13 protein-coding genes are annotated in these 16,910 nt (G+C 63.3%); 6 read left to right on the top strand and 7 right to left on the bottom strand.

Features of this window, described 5'->3' with window-relative positions:
* From APH27_RS03375 to APH27_RS03365, 3 genes are all read left to right on the top strand, one after another.
* Complete coding sequence (locus APH27_RS03375) at positions 1-825, top strand: mechanosensitive ion channel domain-containing protein (protein WP_027919410.1); 825 nt, start codon at positions 1-3, stop codon at positions 823-825.
* 113 nt (positions 826-938) lie between these two features.
* Complete coding sequence (sigX, locus tag APH27_RS03370; RefSeq protein WP_033696348.1) at positions 939-1,505, top strand: RNA polymerase sigma factor SigX; 567 nt, start codon at positions 939-941, stop codon at positions 1,503-1,505.
* Positions 1,506-1,615: 110 nt separating this feature from the next.
* Positions 1,616-2,653, top strand: coding sequence for an OmpA family protein (locus APH27_RS03365; RefSeq protein WP_060483973.1), 1,038 nt, complete (start codon positions 1,616-1,618; stop codon positions 2,651-2,653).
* Between the two features lie 80 nt (positions 2,654-2,733).
* Here the strand turns inward: APH27_RS03365 and cobA are convergent, their stop codons facing one another.
* The 5 genes from cobA to APH27_RS03340 form a co-directional block, all read right to left on the bottom strand.
* Positions 2,734-3,474: a uroporphyrinogen-III C-methyltransferase gene (gene cobA / locus APH27_RS03360; RefSeq protein ID WP_060483972.1), complete on the bottom strand. Its 741-nt coding sequence runs from the start codon at positions 3,472-3,474 to the stop codon at positions 2,734-2,736.
* Positions 3,475-3,501: 27 nt separating this feature from the next.
* Complete coding sequence (locus APH27_RS03355; protein ID WP_027919413.1) at positions 3,502-5,169, bottom strand: bifunctional protein-serine/threonine kinase/phosphatase; 1,668 nt, start codon at positions 5,167-5,169, stop codon at positions 3,502-3,504.
* 9 nt (positions 5,170-5,178) lie between these two features.
* Entirely contained in the window at positions 5,179-6,390 is a 1,212-nt protein-coding gene (locus APH27_RS03350) for a NarK/NasA family nitrate transporter (protein ID WP_027919414.1), read from the bottom strand.
* Between the two features lie 308 nt (positions 6,391-6,698).
* The gene (locus APH27_RS03345) at positions 6,699-7,274 is read right to left on the bottom strand and encodes an ANTAR domain-containing response regulator (RefSeq protein WP_060483987.1); all 576 of its coding nucleotides are present in this window, start codon (positions 7,272-7,274) and stop codon (positions 6,699-6,701) included.
* A gap of 11 nt (positions 7,275-7,285) precedes the next feature.
* The gene (locus APH27_RS03340; protein WP_060483971.1) at positions 7,286-8,488 is read right to left on the bottom strand and encodes a CmpA/NrtA family ABC transporter substrate-binding protein; all 1,203 of its coding nucleotides are present in this window, start codon (positions 8,486-8,488) and stop codon (positions 7,286-7,288) included.
* A gap of 127 nt (positions 8,489-8,615) precedes the next feature.
* Here APH27_RS03340 and APH27_RS03335 point away from each other — a divergent pair, with 127 nt between their 5' ends.
* Positions 8,616-9,641 (top strand): quinone-dependent dihydroorotate dehydrogenase, encoded by a 1,026-nt coding sequence (locus APH27_RS03335; protein WP_060483970.1) that lies wholly within the window; start codon positions 8,616-8,618, stop codon positions 9,639-9,641.
* A gap of 96 nt (positions 9,642-9,737) precedes the next feature.
* Here APH27_RS03335 and rmf read toward each other — a convergent pair whose 3' ends face one another.
* The gene (gene rmf, locus APH27_RS25570) at positions 9,738-9,953 is read right to left on the bottom strand and encodes a ribosome modulation factor (protein ID WP_079227119.1); all 216 of its coding nucleotides are present in this window, start codon (positions 9,951-9,953) and stop codon (positions 9,738-9,740) included.
* Between the two features lie 563 nt (positions 9,954-10,516).
* Here rmf and rlmKL point away from each other — a divergent pair.
* Positions 10,517-12,709, top strand: coding sequence for a bifunctional 23S rRNA (guanine(2069)-N(7))-methyltransferase RlmK/23S rRNA (guanine(2445)-N(2))-methyltransferase RlmL (rlmKL, locus tag APH27_RS03330; RefSeq protein WP_027919418.1), 2,193 nt, complete (start codon positions 10,517-10,519; stop codon positions 12,707-12,709).
* Between the two features lie 94 nt (positions 12,710-12,803).
* Entirely contained in the window at positions 12,804-15,197 is a 2,394-nt protein-coding gene (locus APH27_RS03325) for a diguanylate cyclase (RefSeq protein WP_060483969.1), read from the top strand.
* Between the two features lie 135 nt (positions 15,198-15,332).
* Here the strand turns inward: APH27_RS03325 and dacB are convergent, their stop codons facing one another.
* Complete coding sequence (dacB, locus tag APH27_RS03320) at positions 15,333-16,796, bottom strand: D-alanyl-D-alanine carboxypeptidase/D-alanyl-D-alanine-endopeptidase (RefSeq protein WP_060483968.1); 1,464 nt, start codon at positions 16,794-16,796, stop codon at positions 15,333-15,335.
* Positions 16,797-16,910 lie beyond the last annotated feature (114 nt).

Below are 16,910 nucleotides of genomic sequence, written 5' to 3'. Positions count from 1 at the left end.
ATGGAACTCGATCTCTGGACCCAGAGCCTGGTCACTGCGATGACCGCCCTATGGACCAAGGTAGCGAACTTCATCCCTAACCTGTTCGGCGCGCTGGTCGTGGTGCTGCTCGGTTTCGTGGTGGCCAAGCTGCTTGACACACTGCTTTCCAAGCTTCTGGCCAAAGTCGGCCTTGACCGTCTGATGGCCGGCACCGGGCTGACCAAGATGCTTGGCCGGGTCGGCATCCAGGTGCCGATCTCGACCCTGATCGGCAAGGTCGTGTACTGGTTCGTGTTGCTGATCTTCCTGGTATCGGCCGCTGAATCGTTGGGCCTGGAGCGTGTTTCGGCAACCCTCGACATGCTCGCCCTTTACCTGCCCAAGGTCTTTGGCGCAGCGCTGGTGCTGCTGGCCGGCGTGCTGCTGGCGCAGGTTGCCAACGGCTTGGTGCGTGGCGCTGCCGAAGGTATCGGCCTGGAATACTCCGCAGGCCTGGGGCGCATCACTCAGGGCCTGGTGATCATCATCAGCATCTCGGTGGCGATCAGCCAGCTCGAGGTCAAGACCGACCTGCTCAACCACGTGATCGTCATTGGGCTGATTACCGTTGGTCTGGCCGTTGCGCTTGCGATGGGCCTTGGCAGCCGCGAAATCGCCGGGCAGATCCTGGCCGGCATCTACGTTCGCGAACTCTACCAGGTCGGCCAGCAGGTGCGGATTGGAGAGGTTGAAGGAATGATCGAAGAGATCGGCACGGTCAAGACGACGCTGTTGACCGATGATGGCGAACTGGTGTCGCTGTCCAATCGCGTGCTCCTCGAGCAGCGAGTCAATAGCCGCTAACCGCACAAAAGCTGTTAATGTATGCCGCCGCGAAATCAGCCCAAAGGGGCTGAGCGGCGACATTGACCTGACTGTCGGCCAGATCCGTTTTGAATAAAGTTCATTCGCCGCCCATGCGTTATGACCCCCGCGAACTCACCGACGAGGAGTTGGTGGCGCGTTCGCATGAGGAGCTGTATCACGTAACCCGCGCCTATGAGGAGCTCATGCGGCGCTATCAGCGGACCCTGTTCAACGTCTGTGCGCGTTATCTGGGGAACGACCGCGATGCTGATGATGTCTGTCAAGAAGTGATGCTGAAGGTGCTGTACGGTCTGAAGAACTTCGAGGGCAAATCCAAGTTCAAGACCTGGCTCTACAGCATTACCTACAACGAATGCATTACCCAGTACCGCAAGGAGCGTCGTAAACGCCGGTTGATGGATGCCTTGAGCCTGGACCCTGTAGAAGAGGCGTCGGAAGAGAAGGCTCCGAAACCGGAAGAAAAAGGCGGGCTGGACAAGTGGCTGGTGCATGTGAACCCGATCGATCGGGAAATTCTGGTGTTGCGCTTTGTCGCAGAACTGGAATTCCAGGAAATCGCCGATATCATGCACATGGGCCTGAGCGCGACGAAAATGCGCTACAAGCGCGCGCTAGACAAGCTTCGTGAGAAATTTGCAGGTCTGGATGAAACTTAGTCCCTTGTAAATATCTCTAACGGATCGGTGAGTTCTGCTAGACTTGCCGTCGAGTTGTCCCCCGGATGTTGGTGGGACTGCTTAACTATCACCAGATGGGGATTTAACGGATGAAATTGAAAAACACCTTGGGCTTGGCCATTGGCTCGCTCGTCGCAGCTACTTCGTTCGGCGTTATGGCTCAAGGCCAGGGCGCGGTCGAAATCGAAGGCAACGTGACCAAGCAGTACTACGACAGCGAGCGTAACTTCAAGAACGACGGCACCAATCCTGGTGTTCGTCTGGGTTACTTCCTGACTGACGACGTATCCCTGGACCTGGGCTACAACGAGACTCACAACGCTCGTGGCGAAGTCTTCAACAAGGACATCAAAGGTTCCAAGGCCAAGCTGGACGCTACCTACCACTTCGGTACCGTCGGCGACGCTCTGCGTCCGTACGTTTCCGCTGGTTTCGCTCACGAGAGCCTGGGCCAGGCCACGCGTAACGGCCGTGACCACTCCACCTTCGCCAACGTTGGCGCTGGCGCCAAGTGGTACATCACCGACATGTTCTTCGCCCGTGCCGGCGTAGAAGCCATGTACAACATCGATGACGGCAACACCGAGTGGGGTCCAACCGTTGGTGTTGGTCTGAACTTCGGTGGTAGCGGTGGCAAAGTTGCTGCAGCGCCTGCTCCAGTTGCCGAAGTCTGCTCCGACTCCGACAACGACGGTGTTTGCGACAACGTCGACAAGTGCCCAGACACCCCAGCCAACGTTACCGTTGATGCTGATGGCTGCCCGGCTGTTGCCGAAGTCGTTCGCGTTGAGCTGGACGTCAAGTTCGACTTCGACAAGTCGGTCGTCAAGCCAAACAGCTACGGCGACATCAAGAACCTGGCTGACTTCATGAAGCAGTACCCACAAACCACCACCGTGGTTGAAGGTCACACTGACTCCGTCGGCCCAGACGCTTACAACCAGAAGCTGTCCGAGCGTCGTGCCAACGCTGTTAAGCAGGTCCTGACCCAGCAGTACGGCGTAGAATCCAGCCGTGTTGACTCGGTTGGCTACGGCGAAACCCGTCCGGTTGCCGACAACGCCACCGAAGAAGGCCGTGCTATCAACCGTCGCGTTGAAGCTCAGGTAGAAGCCCAGTCCAAGTAATTGGTCTGAAGCTTCAATGAAAAACCCGGCCTCGGCCGGGTTTTTCTTTGCCTGGGTTTTCTTTTTTGTCTGTGCTGGCATTACCCAGCCATTGCCGCCCATGCCTTCATCACCTGCGCCCTAACCACTTCGCCGATCACCAGAATTGCCGGGCTGCTCAGTCCGAACGCCCGAGCATCCTCGACCATTCGCGATACATCGCTGCGACACTCCCGCTGCTGTGGCAACGACGCATTCTCGATCATCGCCACCGGCATCCCCGGCGCCATGCCGCCCTCCAGCAGCCCCCGGCTGATCTGCTCAAGCCGCGCCACGCCCATGTAAATCACCAGGGTCGTGCCGCCCTGGGCCAGTGCTGCCCAATTCAGTTCGCTGTCATCCTGGGTGTGCGCGGTCACCAGCGTCACCCCTCGGCTGACCCCGCGCGAGGTCAGCGAGATACCGCACTGGGTGGCTCCGGCCAGGCCTGCGGTAATGCCGTTGACCAGTTCCACGTCGATGCCATGGCCTTGCAGCCACAGTGCCTCCTCGCCGCCCCGGCCAAAGATGCACGGGTCACCGCCCTTGAGCCGCACCACGCAACGCCCCTGCCGTGCATGGCGCAGCATCAAGCGCTGGATGAAGGCCTGTGGCGTGGAACGGCAGCCGCCGCGCTTGCCCACTGCAATTACCCTGGCGTGCGGGCAGTGCTCCAGTACGGCCGGGTTGACCAGGTCGTCGATCATCACCACTTCGGCCTGTTGCAGTGCGCGCACGGCCTTGAGCGTGAGCAGTTCAGGGTCGCCAGGGCCGGCACCGACCAGCCAGACTTTTGCATTCATCAGTGTTTCCTCATCGGCAAGGCACATTCAGCCCCTGAGCAGGGCGAACAGCAGTAACAGGTTGAACAACAGCGATAGCAGGGCCAGCGTTCGCCAGACTTTCAACGGCTCGCGCTCAAGCAGCGGGCGTGGGCGGTTGGGCAGTTCCTGGCGGTCACCGCGTTCGAGCAGCAGTAGCCACTGCTCAGCGGTTTCAAAGCGTTGTGACGGGTCCGCTGCCACGGATTGCTGAAGGTTGTGCTGCAGCCATTCGGGCAGGTCAGGGCGATAGCGTGAGGCATTGACCGCCTGGCCGAAGCGTGGGCGCTGGAACGCTTCAATCTCGCCGTAGGGGTAGTGCCCGGTCAGCAGGTGATAGAGCGTGACGCCCGCCGCGTACAGGTCCTGGCGTGGGCTGGGCGGTTGGCCTTCGAAGGCTTCCGGAGCGATGAACGAAGGCGTGCCTGGCAGCTCGTGCAGCGGGTCCTGGGAGAGACCGGGGCAATACGCCAGGCCGAAGTCCAGAAGGCGCAGCTGGCCGTCATCACCCAGGTGCAGGTTGTCGGGCTTGATGTCGCGGTGCAGCAGATTGCGCCTGTGCAGTACGCCGACCGCTTGCAGCAGCTGGCGGGCGACCTCCATCCACTGTGCCAGCGGTAACGGGCCATTTTCGGCGAAGTGCGCCGCGAGGGTTCTGCCACTGTGTTCGCGCATCACGTAGTACAGGTGTTGACGCCGGCCTGCGGCATGCAGCTCGGGAAAGTGACGGCCTGCGACCCGGCGCAGGAACCATTCCTCCAGCAGCAGGGCTTGAGCGGCGCCCGGTTCCTGTTCGCGGTCCTCGGGTAAAGTCTTCAGCAGCCATGGTTGGCCCTGCGCGTCACGCACACGGTAGAGCAGTGACTGGCGGCTGTGCGCCAGGCGCGTTTCGACCTGCCAACCATCGATCATCTGGGCGTCACGCAGCGGGCCCGGCAATGGCCACTGCTGCAGTTGCACCAGGGTGTCGCCGAGGTTGGCTGTGCCCAGTTGCTCGACCCGCACCAGCAAGGCGCTGGCGTTATCCTGGCTGCCGTTGTGCAGGGCGCTGGCAACCAGGGTGTCGGCGGCAGACTGCAGGTCGGGCTGCTCGCGCAGCACGGCCTGGATGTGTTGGTCGCCGAGGCTTGCCCATACGCCGTCGCTGAGTAGCAGGTAGCATTCGCCGGCCTGCAGTTCGCCGTCCAGATAGTCGACCAGCAGGTGCTGATCCAGCCCCAGCGCGCGCTTTAGCACGTGTTGCATGCCGGGCTGGTCCCAGACGTGGTCTTCGCTCAGGCAATGCAGGTGCCCGGCGTGCCAGCGATAGGCCCGGCAATCGCCCACGTGCGCCAGGGTGAAGCGGCGCCCTCGCAGGACCAGGGCGCTCAGTGTGGTCAGTAAAGGCTGGTTGCCTTGGGCGCGCAACCAGCGGTTCTGTGCCAGCAGCAGGCGGTCCAGGGCCTGGGCCACGCCCCAGGTGGCGGGGGTGGCGTAATAGTCCATGGCCAGGGCCTGCAAGCTGGCGCGGGCTGCCAGGCCGCCGTCGGCACACTGGCTGACGCCATCGGCGAGGGCGAACAGGTAGCCTTTGCTGGCGGCCAGCTCCGGCGCCGGCGTGACCAGGCGCAGGGCGTCCTGGTTCTCTGTGCGTGGCCCGGTGGCGCTGGCCTGGGCAAAGCTCAGTTGCAGGCTCATGGCGCTGCCTCAGACCCGCGCAGCGGTAACGGCTGCCGAGCCCCAGGTGGTGCGCCAGCGTTGCTTGACCCCGTGCAGGCCGAACCAGGCGAGCAGGCCAAGGCTGGCGAACAGCCACAGGCCAAGCTGATAGTCGCCGGTATGCTGCTTGATAGCGCCGAGCCCTGCCGCCAGCAGGAAGCCGCCGATGCCACCGGCCATGCCGATCAGCCCGGTCATTACGCCGATCTCTTGGCGGAAGCGTTGCGGTACCAGCTGGAACACCGCGCCATTTCCGGCGCCGAGGCCGAGCATGGCACTGACGAACAACGCCAGGGCCGCTGCAGCGCTCGGCAGGTTGAAGCCGACTGCCGCTATGCAGATGGCGGCCACGCTGTACATGCCGAGCAGGGTGCGGATACCGCCGAAACGGTCGGCCAAGGCGCCCCCCAGCGGGCGCATCAGGCTGCCGGCGAACACGCAGGCGGCGGTGTAGTAGCCAGCGGTGACCGGGCTCAGGGCGTACTGGTCACTGAAATAGCCGGGCAGCGCGCTGGCCAGGCCGATGAAGCCACCGAAGGTGACACTGTAGAAGAACATGAACCACCAGCTGTCACGGTCGCCCAAGGCTTTCAGGTAGTCGGCTGCGGCCTTCGGCTTGGGCCGTTGTGGGGCATTGCGGGCGAGCAGGGCGAACAGCGCCAGGGTCAGCAGCAGCGGGAGCACCGCAACGCCGAAAACGTTGTTCCAGCCGAACGCAGCAGCCAGCACGGGCGCCAACAGGGCGGCGAACACCGTGCCGGAGTTGCCCGCGCCAGCGATACCCATGGCCTTGCCCTGGTGCTGTGGCGGGTACCACTGCGAGGCCAGTGGCAGCGATACGGCGAACGAGGCGCCGGCAACACCGAGGAACACGCCCAGCAGCAGGGCTTGTTCATAGGTGTGCACCCCCAGATACCAGGCGCCGGCGAGGGCGACGATGACGATCACCTGGCCGATCAGGCCGGCGGTTTTCGGCGACAGGCGATCGACCAGCACGCCCATGACGAAACGCAGCACCGCACCAGCGAGAATCGGCGTGGCCACCATCAGGCCGCGTTGCTGGGCGCTCAGTTGCAGGTCGGCGGCGATCTGCACCGCCAGTGGGCCAAGCAGGTACCAGACCATGAAGCTCAGGTCGAAATACAGGAACGCGGCGAACAGCGTGGGCACATGCCCGGATTTCCAGAAGCTGGTACTCATCGAACACCTCACTCGGCAATGCAACGGAAACGAAAAAGACGCCGCTACCCGGTCCACTGGTGTGGAGGGGGAGCGACGTCTTTGTCGGGAGTTTTATGAGGCAACCGCCGTTGGCTACCGGTGGAATATCTTCAGCAAGAGCTGGGCCAACTCTGTGCCCTGCATGCACGATCCCTGTAGGAGCGGCCTTGTGTCGCGAACGGCTGCGAACCAGCCCCGGCTATTTCAGCATTTGCCCGAAGACTGTGGGGCTGCTTCGCAGCCGTTCGCGACACAAGGCCGCTCCTACAAGGGGCGCGATTGCGGTGCTAGCCGAGCATTTCATGCATGGCGATGATCTGCTCGGCTACCTGGATGAGCTTCTGCTGCCGGCTCATGGCCTGCCGGCGCATCAGGGTGTAGGCCTGTTCCTCGTTGCAGTCCTTCATCTTCATCAGCAACCCCTTGGCCTGCTCGATGCGCTTGCGCTCGGCCAGTTGCTGGTCGCGGGCCAGCAGTTGGGCCTTGAGCGCCTGGTCGCTTTCGAAACGGGCCATGGCCACATCGAGGATCGGCTGCAGGCGTGCGGCATGAATGCCTTCAACGATGTAGGCGCTGACCCCGGCCTGGATCGCCTGGCGCATTACGGCCGGGTCGTGCTCGTCGGTGAACAGCACGATTGGCCGCGGCTGGTCGCGGCTGACCAGCACCACCTGTTCCATCACGTCGCGGTCGGGGGAGTCGGTATCAATCAACACGACGTCCGGGCGCACCGTTTGGATGCAGGACGGCAGGTCAATGGTCAGGTCCGGGGCTTCGATCACCTCGAAGCCCGCTTCGCGCAAAGCGGCCTTGAGGCGGCCAAGTTTGTTCCGGGTATCGTCGATCAGCAGTATGCGCAGCATGGCGATGCCCCTCACAAACCGATCCGGGCACCGGGCGTATCGCCCAGGGCGTGCAGGCGGAAGCTGCGGGCGTAGGCATACGGGTCAGTGCCGTCCCAACGCACACCGTCGATCAGCAGGCTGCTGCGCATGGCTGACTCGGGGCACGGCACGCCGAGCGACGCGGCGGCCTCGCGGTACACCTGCAATTGCTGCACCTGGCGAGCCACGCCCAGGTAGTCAGGGTCATCGTGCAGCAGGCCCCAGCGGCGGAATTGGGTCATGAACCACATACCGTCCGACAGATAAGGCCAATTGGCGCGGCCTTGGTCGAACAGGCGCAGGGCGTGCCGGTCGTGCCAAGCGTTGCCCAGGCCGTCCTGATAATTGCCCAGCAGGCGCGGTTCGACATGTTCCAGCGGTGTGTCCAGGTAGGCGCTACCGCTGAGCAGTTGTGCGGTGCTGCGCAGGTTCTCAGGGCTCTGTTCGATGAACCGGCTGGCGGCGAGCACCGCCTTGATCAGTGCGCGTGCGCTATTGGGGTACTGTTCGACGAAGGCGCGAGCGCTGGCCAGTACTTTTTCCGGGTGGTCGGGCCAGATCGACTGGCTGGTAGCCAGGGTGAAGCCCAGGCCTTGGCCGACGGCGGCAGCGGCCCAGGGTTCGCCGACGCAGAAACCGTCGATGCGCCCAGCCTGGATGTGCGCCGCCATCTGAGCGGGTGGCACCACTACGCTGCTGACGTCATGCAATGGGTGGATACCCTGGCTGGCCAGCCAGTAATACAGCCACATGGCGTGGGTGCCGGTGGGGAAGGTCTGGGCAAAGGTCAGCCGTGCGCCATGCTGGTGCACCAGGTGCGCCAGTGCCTCAGGGCTGGTCACGCCTTTGTGCTGCAAGGCTGGCGACAGGTGGATGGCCTGGGCATTCTGGTTCAGGCCCATGAGCACCGCCATGTCGTTGGCTGGCACGCCACCGATGCCCAGGTGCACCGCGTAGACCAGGCCATAGAGGCAGTGGGCGGCATCCAGCTCGCCGCTGGCCAGCTTGTCGCGCAAGCCGGCCCAGGAGCCCTGGCGCTTGAGGTTGAGCGTCAGGCCATGTTGCTGGGCGAAGCCCTGGGTGGCGGCGACCACCACCGAGGCGCAATCGGTCAGGGCCATGTAGCCAATGTTGAGGCTGGGTTTTTCCGGCGCGTCGCTACCGTTTACCCAGGCGAGAGGTGCTGTATTCACAAAGGTCCTCGCCCGTACTGAATAGGCTGTAGGCAAGCGAAGTAGCAACCCATGTGCCAAGCCCCTGTCATGCCAGGCGCGCGCTGGCTATAATCGCTGCCTCACTCACCCCGAGCCTTGCCCGCCCATGTATACCCTGGCCCGCCAGCTGCTGTTCAAGCTTTCCCCGGAAACCTCCCATGACCTGTCCCTGGACCTGATCGGCGCCGGTGGCCGGCTTGGGCTCAACGGTGTGCTGTGCAAGCAGCCGGCTGCGCTGCCGGTGACCGTGATGGGTTTGAACTTCGCCAACCCGGTAGGGCTTGCGGCGGGCCTGGACAAGAACGGCGCGGCCATCGACGGCTTCGCCCAGCTGGGCTTTGGCTTCGTCGAGATCGGCACCGTGACCCCACGCCCGCAGCCTGGCAACCCCAAGCCGCGGCTGTTCCGCCTGCCGCAGGCGACGGCGATCATCAACCGCATGGGGTTCAACAACCTGGGCGTCGATCACCTGCTCGAGCGCGTGCGTGCTGCGCGCTATGACGGGGTGCTGGGTATCAACATCGGCAAGAACTTCGATACCCCGGTCGAGCGTGCGGTCGACGACTACCTGATCTGCCTGAACAAGGTCTATACCGAGGCCAGTTACATCACCGTCAACGTCAGCTCGCCGAACACCCCAGGCCTGCGCAGCCTGCAGTTCGGCGACTCGCTCAAGCAGCTGCTGGATGCCCTGGCCGAGCGCCGTGAGCAGTTGGCCGCCGAGCAGGGCAAGCGGGTGCCGCTGGCGATCAAGATCGCGCCGGACATGAGCGACGAGGAAACCGCGCTGGTGGCCTCGGCGCTGATGGAGTCGGGAATGGATGCGGTGATTGCCACCAACACCACCCTGAGCCGCGAGGGAGTCGAAGCGCTGGAGCATGGTGGCGAGGCCGGTGGCCTGTCGGGTGCGCCCGTGCTTCAGAAGAGCACGCACATTGTGAAGGTGCTTGCAGGTGAGCTGGGTGGCAAGCTGCCGATCATCGCCGCCGGTGGCATTACCGAAGGCCGTCATGCGGCCGAGAAGATCGCTGCTGGGGCGAGCTTGGTGCAGATCTACTCGGGGTTCATCTACAAAGGGCCGGCGCTGATCCGTGAAGCAGTGGATGCGATCGCGGCAATGCCCAAGGCCTGACGGCGGGCATAAAAAAGGGCCCCTTCAAGGGGCCCTTGGGCCGAAGCCCGCCGCCCGGATAGGGCGCGCATGGTAACTCGAATTCAGTGTCCTCGATCAGCCAACGGCGTGATTTTCGTTGAGTCTATGGATGCCAGCGGTGCCAGTCATTCCGTCCCAGTTATCACCGCGACCTTCGCGCCAGCCGTTGATCCAGGCTTGGCGAACTGAAGGTAGAGTAAAGGGGCAAAGTTCGCGGGATTTGCCGGTGACCCCGTATTGGTAGCCACGTGAATATGCTCTTTCCAACGGATCACGCTTAAGTCTTCTCATAGGGTGTTGCCCTCACTTGTTGACTGTAATGTCCCGTCGGCCTCTCCGAGGCCGGGCAGAGTCGTTCTGCCGGTTTTGCGCTCGCTGCCGGCGTGGCGAGCTGAAGGTGCCGCCTCGTTGCGAAGCGGCCTGAGACCAGTTCTATCGAATGCAGGTCACCGTGTGAATGATCGATTTGTCATAAGCACGTAACCTTTCCAAGGGTGAGGGGATAAGTAAATAAATGCGACTCAACCTTGTTTGACGTTGAGCCCGCTATGATCAGGGTTTGCCGAACCTTGACGTCATTTCGCCAGCGTTGCTGGGGAATGACAGAAATATCTGGTAATGCGACGAAGGGTCACACTGGCCCCGAAGTCGACCGAAATTATTTGAACTGCCTGATGATCTAAGCTGTTTTTGCCACCTGGCGAGCGGCTGATCGATCAGGCGGCCCGGCCGTCCGGCTGCTATGAAGCAGTGGGGAAGGCCACCCGGACGCTTGCTGGAAGGGCGTTCGGGCAAACATCGGCAAGGCGATGCGTCGCCTCGTCACTTACATAGCCCAAGGCGCTGGAATACTCATGTCGGACCGTTTCGAACTCTATCTCACCTGCCCCAAAGGCCTGGAAGGCCTGCTTGCCGAAGAGGCCCGAGGCCTCGGCCTGGATGATGTGCGTGAGCACACCTCGGCCATTCGCGGCGCCGCCGACATGGAAACCGCCTACCGCCTGTGCCTGTGGTCGCGTCTGGCCAACCGCGTGTTGCTGGTGCTCAAGCGCTTCTCGATGAAGAACGCCGATGACCTCTACGATGGCGTGCACGCCGTCGACTGGGCCGACCACCTGGCTGCCGACGGCACCCTGGCCGTGGAATTCAGCGGCCATGGCTCGGGCATCGACAACACCCATTTCGGTGCGCTCAAGGTCAAGGACGCGATCGTCGACAAGCTGCGCAACCGTGAAGGCCTGCGCCCGTCGGTGGAAAAGGTCGACCCGGATGTGCGCGTGCACCTGCGCCTGGATCGCGGCGAAGCGATTCTGTCCCTCGACCTGTCCGGTCACAGCCTGCACCAGCGTGGCTATCGCCTGCAGCAAGGCGCCGCGCCGCTGAAGGAAAACCTGGCGGCAGCGGTACTGATTCGCGCCGGCTGGCCGCGCATTGCCGCTGAAGGTGGCGCCCTGGCCGACCCGATGTGCGGTGTCGGCACCTTCCTGGTGGAGGCGGCGATGATCGCCGCCGACATCGCGCCCAACCTCAAGCGTGAGCGCTGGGGCTTCAGTGCCTGGCTCGGCCACGTACCGGCGACCTGGCGCAAGGTCCACGAAGAGGGGCAGGCCCGCGCGCAAGCCGGCCTGGCCAAGCCACCCCTGTGGATTCGCGGTTATGAAGCCGACCCGCGGCTGATCCAGCCAGGGCGCAATAACGTCGAGCGCGCAGGCCTGGGTGACTGGGTGAAGATCTACCAGGGCGAAGTCAGCACCTTCGAGCCGCGCCCGGACCAGAACCAGAAAGGCCTGGTCATCAGCAACCCGCCGTACGGTGAGCGGCTGGGTGACGAAGCCAGCCTGCTGTACCTCTACCAGAACTTTGGCGAGCGCCTGCGCCAGGCCTGCATGGGCTGGGAAGCGGCGGTGTTCACCGGAGCCCCGGAGCTGGGCAAGCGCATGGGCATCCGCAGCCACAAGCAATATGCCTTCTGGAACGGCGCGCTGCCGTGCAAGCTGCTGCTGTTCAAGGTCCAGCCTGACCAGTTCGTCACCGGCGAGCGTCGCGAGGCCCAGGCCGACAATGGCGAGACCCGCCGCCCTGCAGCAGTAGCGAGCGAGCCGGCACGCCTGTCGGAAGGCGCGCAGATGTTCGCCAACCGCCTGCAAAAGAACCTCAAGCAGCTTGGCAAGTGGGCCCGGCGCGAGCAGGTCGACTGCTACCGACTGTACGATGCCGACATGCCTGAGTATGCCTTGGCGGTCGACCTCTACCAGGACTGGGTGCATGTGCAGGAATACGCGGCCCCGCGCTCGATCGACCCGGACAAGGCCCAGGCGCGCCTGCTCGATGCCCTGGCGGCGATCCCCCAGGCATTGAACATCGACCCGCAGCGTGTGGTGCTCAAGCGCCGCGAGCGCCAGAGCGGCACCCGCCAGTACGAGCGCCAGGCGACCGAAGGGCGTTTCCAGGAAGTCAACGAAGGCGGCGTGAAGCTGCTGGTCAACCTCACCGACTACCTCGACACCGGGTTGTTCCTCGACCACCGCCCGATGCGCATGCGCATCCAGCGCGAGGCCAACGGCAAGCGCTTCCTCAACCTGTTCTGCTACACCGCCACGGCCACTGTGCACGCGGCCAAGGGCGGTGCGCGCAGCACCACCAGTGTCGACCTGTCGAAAACCTACCTGGACTGGGCGCGGCGCAACCTGTCGCTGAACGGCTTCTCCGAGCGTAACCGCCTGGAGCAGGGCGATGTCATGGCCTGGCTGGAAGGCAACCGCGACAGCTACGACCTGATCTTCATCGACCCGCCGACCTTCTCCAACTCCAAACGCATGGAAGGGGTGTTCGATGTTCAGCGTGACCATGTGCAACTGCTCGACCTGGCCATGGCCCGTCTTGCACCGGGTGGCGTGCTGTATTTCTCGAACAACTTCCGCAAGTTCCAGCTCGATGAGCATGTGAGCACGCGCTATGCGGTCGAAGAAATCAGCGCCCAGACCCTGGACCCGGACTTCGCCCGCAACAACCGCATCCATCGCGCCTGGCGCCTGCAGTTGCGTTAATTCGACAAGGCGCATTGCGTGCCTAATGGCCAATAGCTATAACTCAGCACAGGGCCAGAGAATTCGCAGGACGCTGACGTGATGAGATCGATCTATGTCGAAGTGGGGCGTGCGTGCGAAGGTGCTGGGCCTGTGCAGCGAGGCGATGGCTGCCTGGGCGGTGGCGCTGGTGGCGTTGGTGGCCGGCGTGCTGCTTTCGGCTGCCTTGGCGCTGGCCGCGCAGGCGTTCTACAAGCAGCAGTTGCGCCAGCGGTTCGAGCTGCTGGCCAGCGAACGTCATAGCCGCATCGCCGAGCGTTTCGACGACCAGGAGCAACGCCTGGATGGTTTGCGGCGCTTCTTTACCTACTCCAACGACATCACCCCGAACGAATTCGATGGCTACGCGCGGCCCTTGCTGCAGCGGACCCAGGCCTATTCCTGGGCGCCGCGGGTCGAGGCCGGGCAGCGACGCGAGTTCGAGCGCCAGGCCAGTGCCTGGTTGCGGCAGGATTACCTGATTCGCGAGCTGGATGGCGCAGGAAACTGGCACCCTTCGCCACGGCGTGACCACTACTACCCGGTGCTCTACACCCAGGCCGACACCTTGCAGGGGCAACCCTACGGGCTCGACCTGCGTAGCCAGCCGGCCCGCGAGCAGACGTTGGCGCGGGCACTGCAGCCAGGCAGCATGGCGGTTTCCGAGCCGCTGGACATGCTCAGCGTCGCTCCTGGCTTTGGCCGTGGGCTGCTGATGGTGGCACCGGTGTTCTCTGATGAACGGCCGGCTGAGCCGCCAGCGGGTTTTGTCATGGCCTTGCTGAACATGCGCCAGTTGATCACCGAAGGCCTGCCTGTCGCTGCGGATGACAATCTGGTGGTGCGCATCATCGACCCGAGCGGGCGCGATGGCCATGAAGTGCTGTTCGATTCGCAGAACCCGGTGGCGGCATTGGCCTTGGGCAGCACGCAGCTGCTGCACCTTGCCGACCACCATTTCCAGCTCGACATTCGTCCGAGCCAGGCATTTCTGCAAGCCAACCAGTCTGCCGCTGCCTTGACCGTGGGGCTGCTCGGCGGCTTGCTGAGCCTGCTGCTGAGCGCCTTGCTCTACAACCTTTTCAGCCAGCGTCAGCGTGCCTTGACCCTGGTCGAGCAGCGCACGGTGGCGCTGCGGGTCAGCGAGCAGTCGTTGCGCGATACTCACAATCAGTTGCGCAGCGTTCTGAATGCCGCAACCCAGGTGGCCATCATCGCGACCAGCCTCAAAGGCGAAGTCAGCACTTTCAACGCCGGTGCCGAACGCATGCTGGGCTATTCGGCCATTGAAGCCATCGGGCACCTGCAGCTGGAAGATCTGGTGATGCCAGAAGAGCTCAACCAGCGCGCCCATGCCTTGAGCCTGCGCTATGGGCGGCACATCGCCGGTGGCCAGGCGATGTTCGCCGAGACCATCCAGGACAGTGGTGGCGAGCCGGGCGAGTGGACTTTGGTGCGCAAGGATGGCAGCCATTTGCTGGCCAACATGCTGGTGACTGCCGTACTCGATGAGCAGGGGCTATGGGTTGGCTACCTGGCGATCTGCATCGATGTCACCGAGCGGCGGCGTGTGCACGAGGCCTTGGCCCTGCGTGATCGCTTGCTGGAGAAACTCAGCGCGGAAGTGCCCGGCGGGATCTATCAGTACCAGCTGGATGCCGATGGTCACTCATGCTTTCCGTATGCCAGCCAGGGCTTGTTCGACATCTACGAGGTCGATCTGCAGTTGTTGCGCGAGGATGCCACGGCGGTATTCGAGCGCATTCATCCCGATGACCTTGAGCGCGTGCGCCGTTCGGTGCGTTATTCCGCCGAACACCTTTCGCCGTGGCGTGAAGAGTACCGGGTGTGCCTGCCGCGTGCCGGGTTGCGCTGGGTGCGCGGCGAAGCGACGCCCGAGCCTGGCGAAGAGGGTTGCACGCTGTGGCATGGCTACCTCACCGATATCTCCGACCTCAAAGGGGTCGAGGAAGAGTTGCGTGCATTGTCGGTGACCGATGCGCTGACCGGTATTCATAACCGCCGTTATTTCCAGGAGCGGCTCAAGGTCGAACTGGACCGCGCCCAGCGTGATGGGCTGGATCTGGCGGTGATCATGCTCGACATCGACCATTTCAAACGGATCAACGATCAATACGGCCATGCCGTGGGTGACCATGTGTTGCGCAGCCTGTGCCAACGGATCAGTCAGCGTTTGCGCCGCACCGATGTATTTTGTCGGCTGGGTGGGGAGGAGTTCATGGTGCTGTGCCCGGGCAGCAATGCCGAGCAGGCACGGATGTTGGCCATTGAGCTGTGGCATGGGGTGCGCAGCGTGCCGGTAGAAGGAGTGGGCAAGGTGACCGCGAGCTTTGGTGTGGCCGGATGGCGGCTGGGGGAGGGGGCGGATGCCTTGCTGCTGCGCGCGGATGCCGGGGTGTATGCGGCCAAGCAGGCTGGCCGAGACAGGGTCGAGGCAGAGTTGACCTGACCTTTCTTCTTGGTCTGTGCCGGCCCTTTCGCGGGTAAACCCGCTCCCACAGGTCAACCACTGCCATTGAGAGTGGTGCTGTCCCTGTGGGAGCGGGTTTTACCCGCGAAGAGGCCAGTACAGGCTACAGCCATATCAAGGCGCCGCAGCGGTCGCGCTGTTGTTCAGTTTCGGCTGGCGATACAGGTCGAGCAGCACCTGGTCGAGTACTTGCGAGGCTCCCCACGGCTTCGGATCGTTGAGGATCGCCGCCACCGCCCAAGTGTTGCCGTTGCTGTCACGGCTAAAGCCGGCGATCGCCCGCACGGTGTTCAGGGTGCCGGTCTTGATGTGCCCTTCACCGGTCATGGCGGTGCGCTTGAGGCGTTTACGCATGGTGCCGTCCATGCCCACCAGCGGCATCGAGCTGATGAACTCGGCCGAGTAGGGGCTGTTCCACGCGGCCTGCAGCACTGCCGCCATCTCGCGGGTGCTGACCCGCTCGGCGCGCGACAGGCCGGAGCCGTTCTCCATCACCAGGTGCGGCGCGGTGATGCCTTTCTTCGCCAGCCACTGACGCACTACGCGCTGCGCTGCGCGTGCGTCGTCGCCATCGGCGTCGGTGCGGAACTGTGCACCCAGGCTCAGGAACAGCTGCTGGGCCATGGTGTTGTTACTGTATTTGTTGATGTCGCGGATCACTTCTACCAGGTCGGGCGAGAAGGCCCGGGCCAGCAGGCGTGCGCTCTTCGGCACATTCTCGAAGCGGTCACGGCCCTGGATGCTGCCACCCAGTTCGTTCCAGATCGCCCGCACGGCGCCGGCGGCGTAGGTCGGGTGGTCAAGCAGTGACAGGTAAGTCTGCGAGTTGCAACCATCACCCAGTTGGCCGGTGACGGTCACGCTGATACCGTCGGGCTGCGGCACGGGGTTATAGCGAACGTCGCCGCTGCATTGCTTGGAGGCTACGGCCTTGACCTGGTTATCGATGTGGATGCTGGCGATCGGAGGTTCGACGGCAACGGTCACCTTGCCGCCGTCGTTGCGGGCAACGAAGCGCAAGGCCTTGAGGTTGATCATCAGCGAGTCGGGCTTGACCAGGAACGGCTTGTTGACGTCGCCGCCGTCATCATCGAACTGTGGCAGGTTGGGTTGCACGAAGTGGCTACGGTCCAGCACCAGGTCGCCGGTAACAGTGCGTACGCCATTGGCGCGCAGGTCACGCATCAGCAGCCAGAGCTTCTCCATGTTCAGTTTGGGGTCGCCGCCGCCCTTGAGGTACAGGTTGCCATTGAGCACGCCGTTGCTCAGGGTGCCATCGGTGTAGAACTCGGTTTTCCACTGGAAGGTCGGGCCGAGCAGTTCAAGGGCGGCGTAGGTGGTGACCAGCTTCATGGTCGAAGCCGGGTTGACCGACACATCGGCGTTGAACACGGTGGCTGATCCGGGCCCGTTCAGCGGCAGCATGACCAGCGACAGGGCGCTGTCCTGCAGCTTGTTGGCCTTGAGCGCCTGCTGGACTTTCGGCGGCAGGGTGGTATTGACGGCAGCAGCCTGGCTGGGCAATGCGAGTGGCAACAGCAGGCCGGCGAGAACGAGGGGGCGGAGCTTTTTGATCATATGGATTAAGTACCCTGCGGACGAGGGAAAATGACAATGGGGCTGTAAGAGATGATCACCCCAAGAAATATAGAGCGCATTATGCCCCAAGCGCAGCGTTCATGCGCCACGTTC

Origin of the sequence: Pseudomonas sp. NBRC 111123 (assembly GCF_001320205.1) — a bacterium.
Taxonomy (GTDB): Bacteria; Pseudomonadota; Gammaproteobacteria; order Pseudomonadales; family Pseudomonadaceae; genus Aquipseudomonas; species Aquipseudomonas putida_J.
Note: the sequence above shows the minus strand (reverse complement) of the source record. Positions and strands in the feature narration are given on the sequence as shown.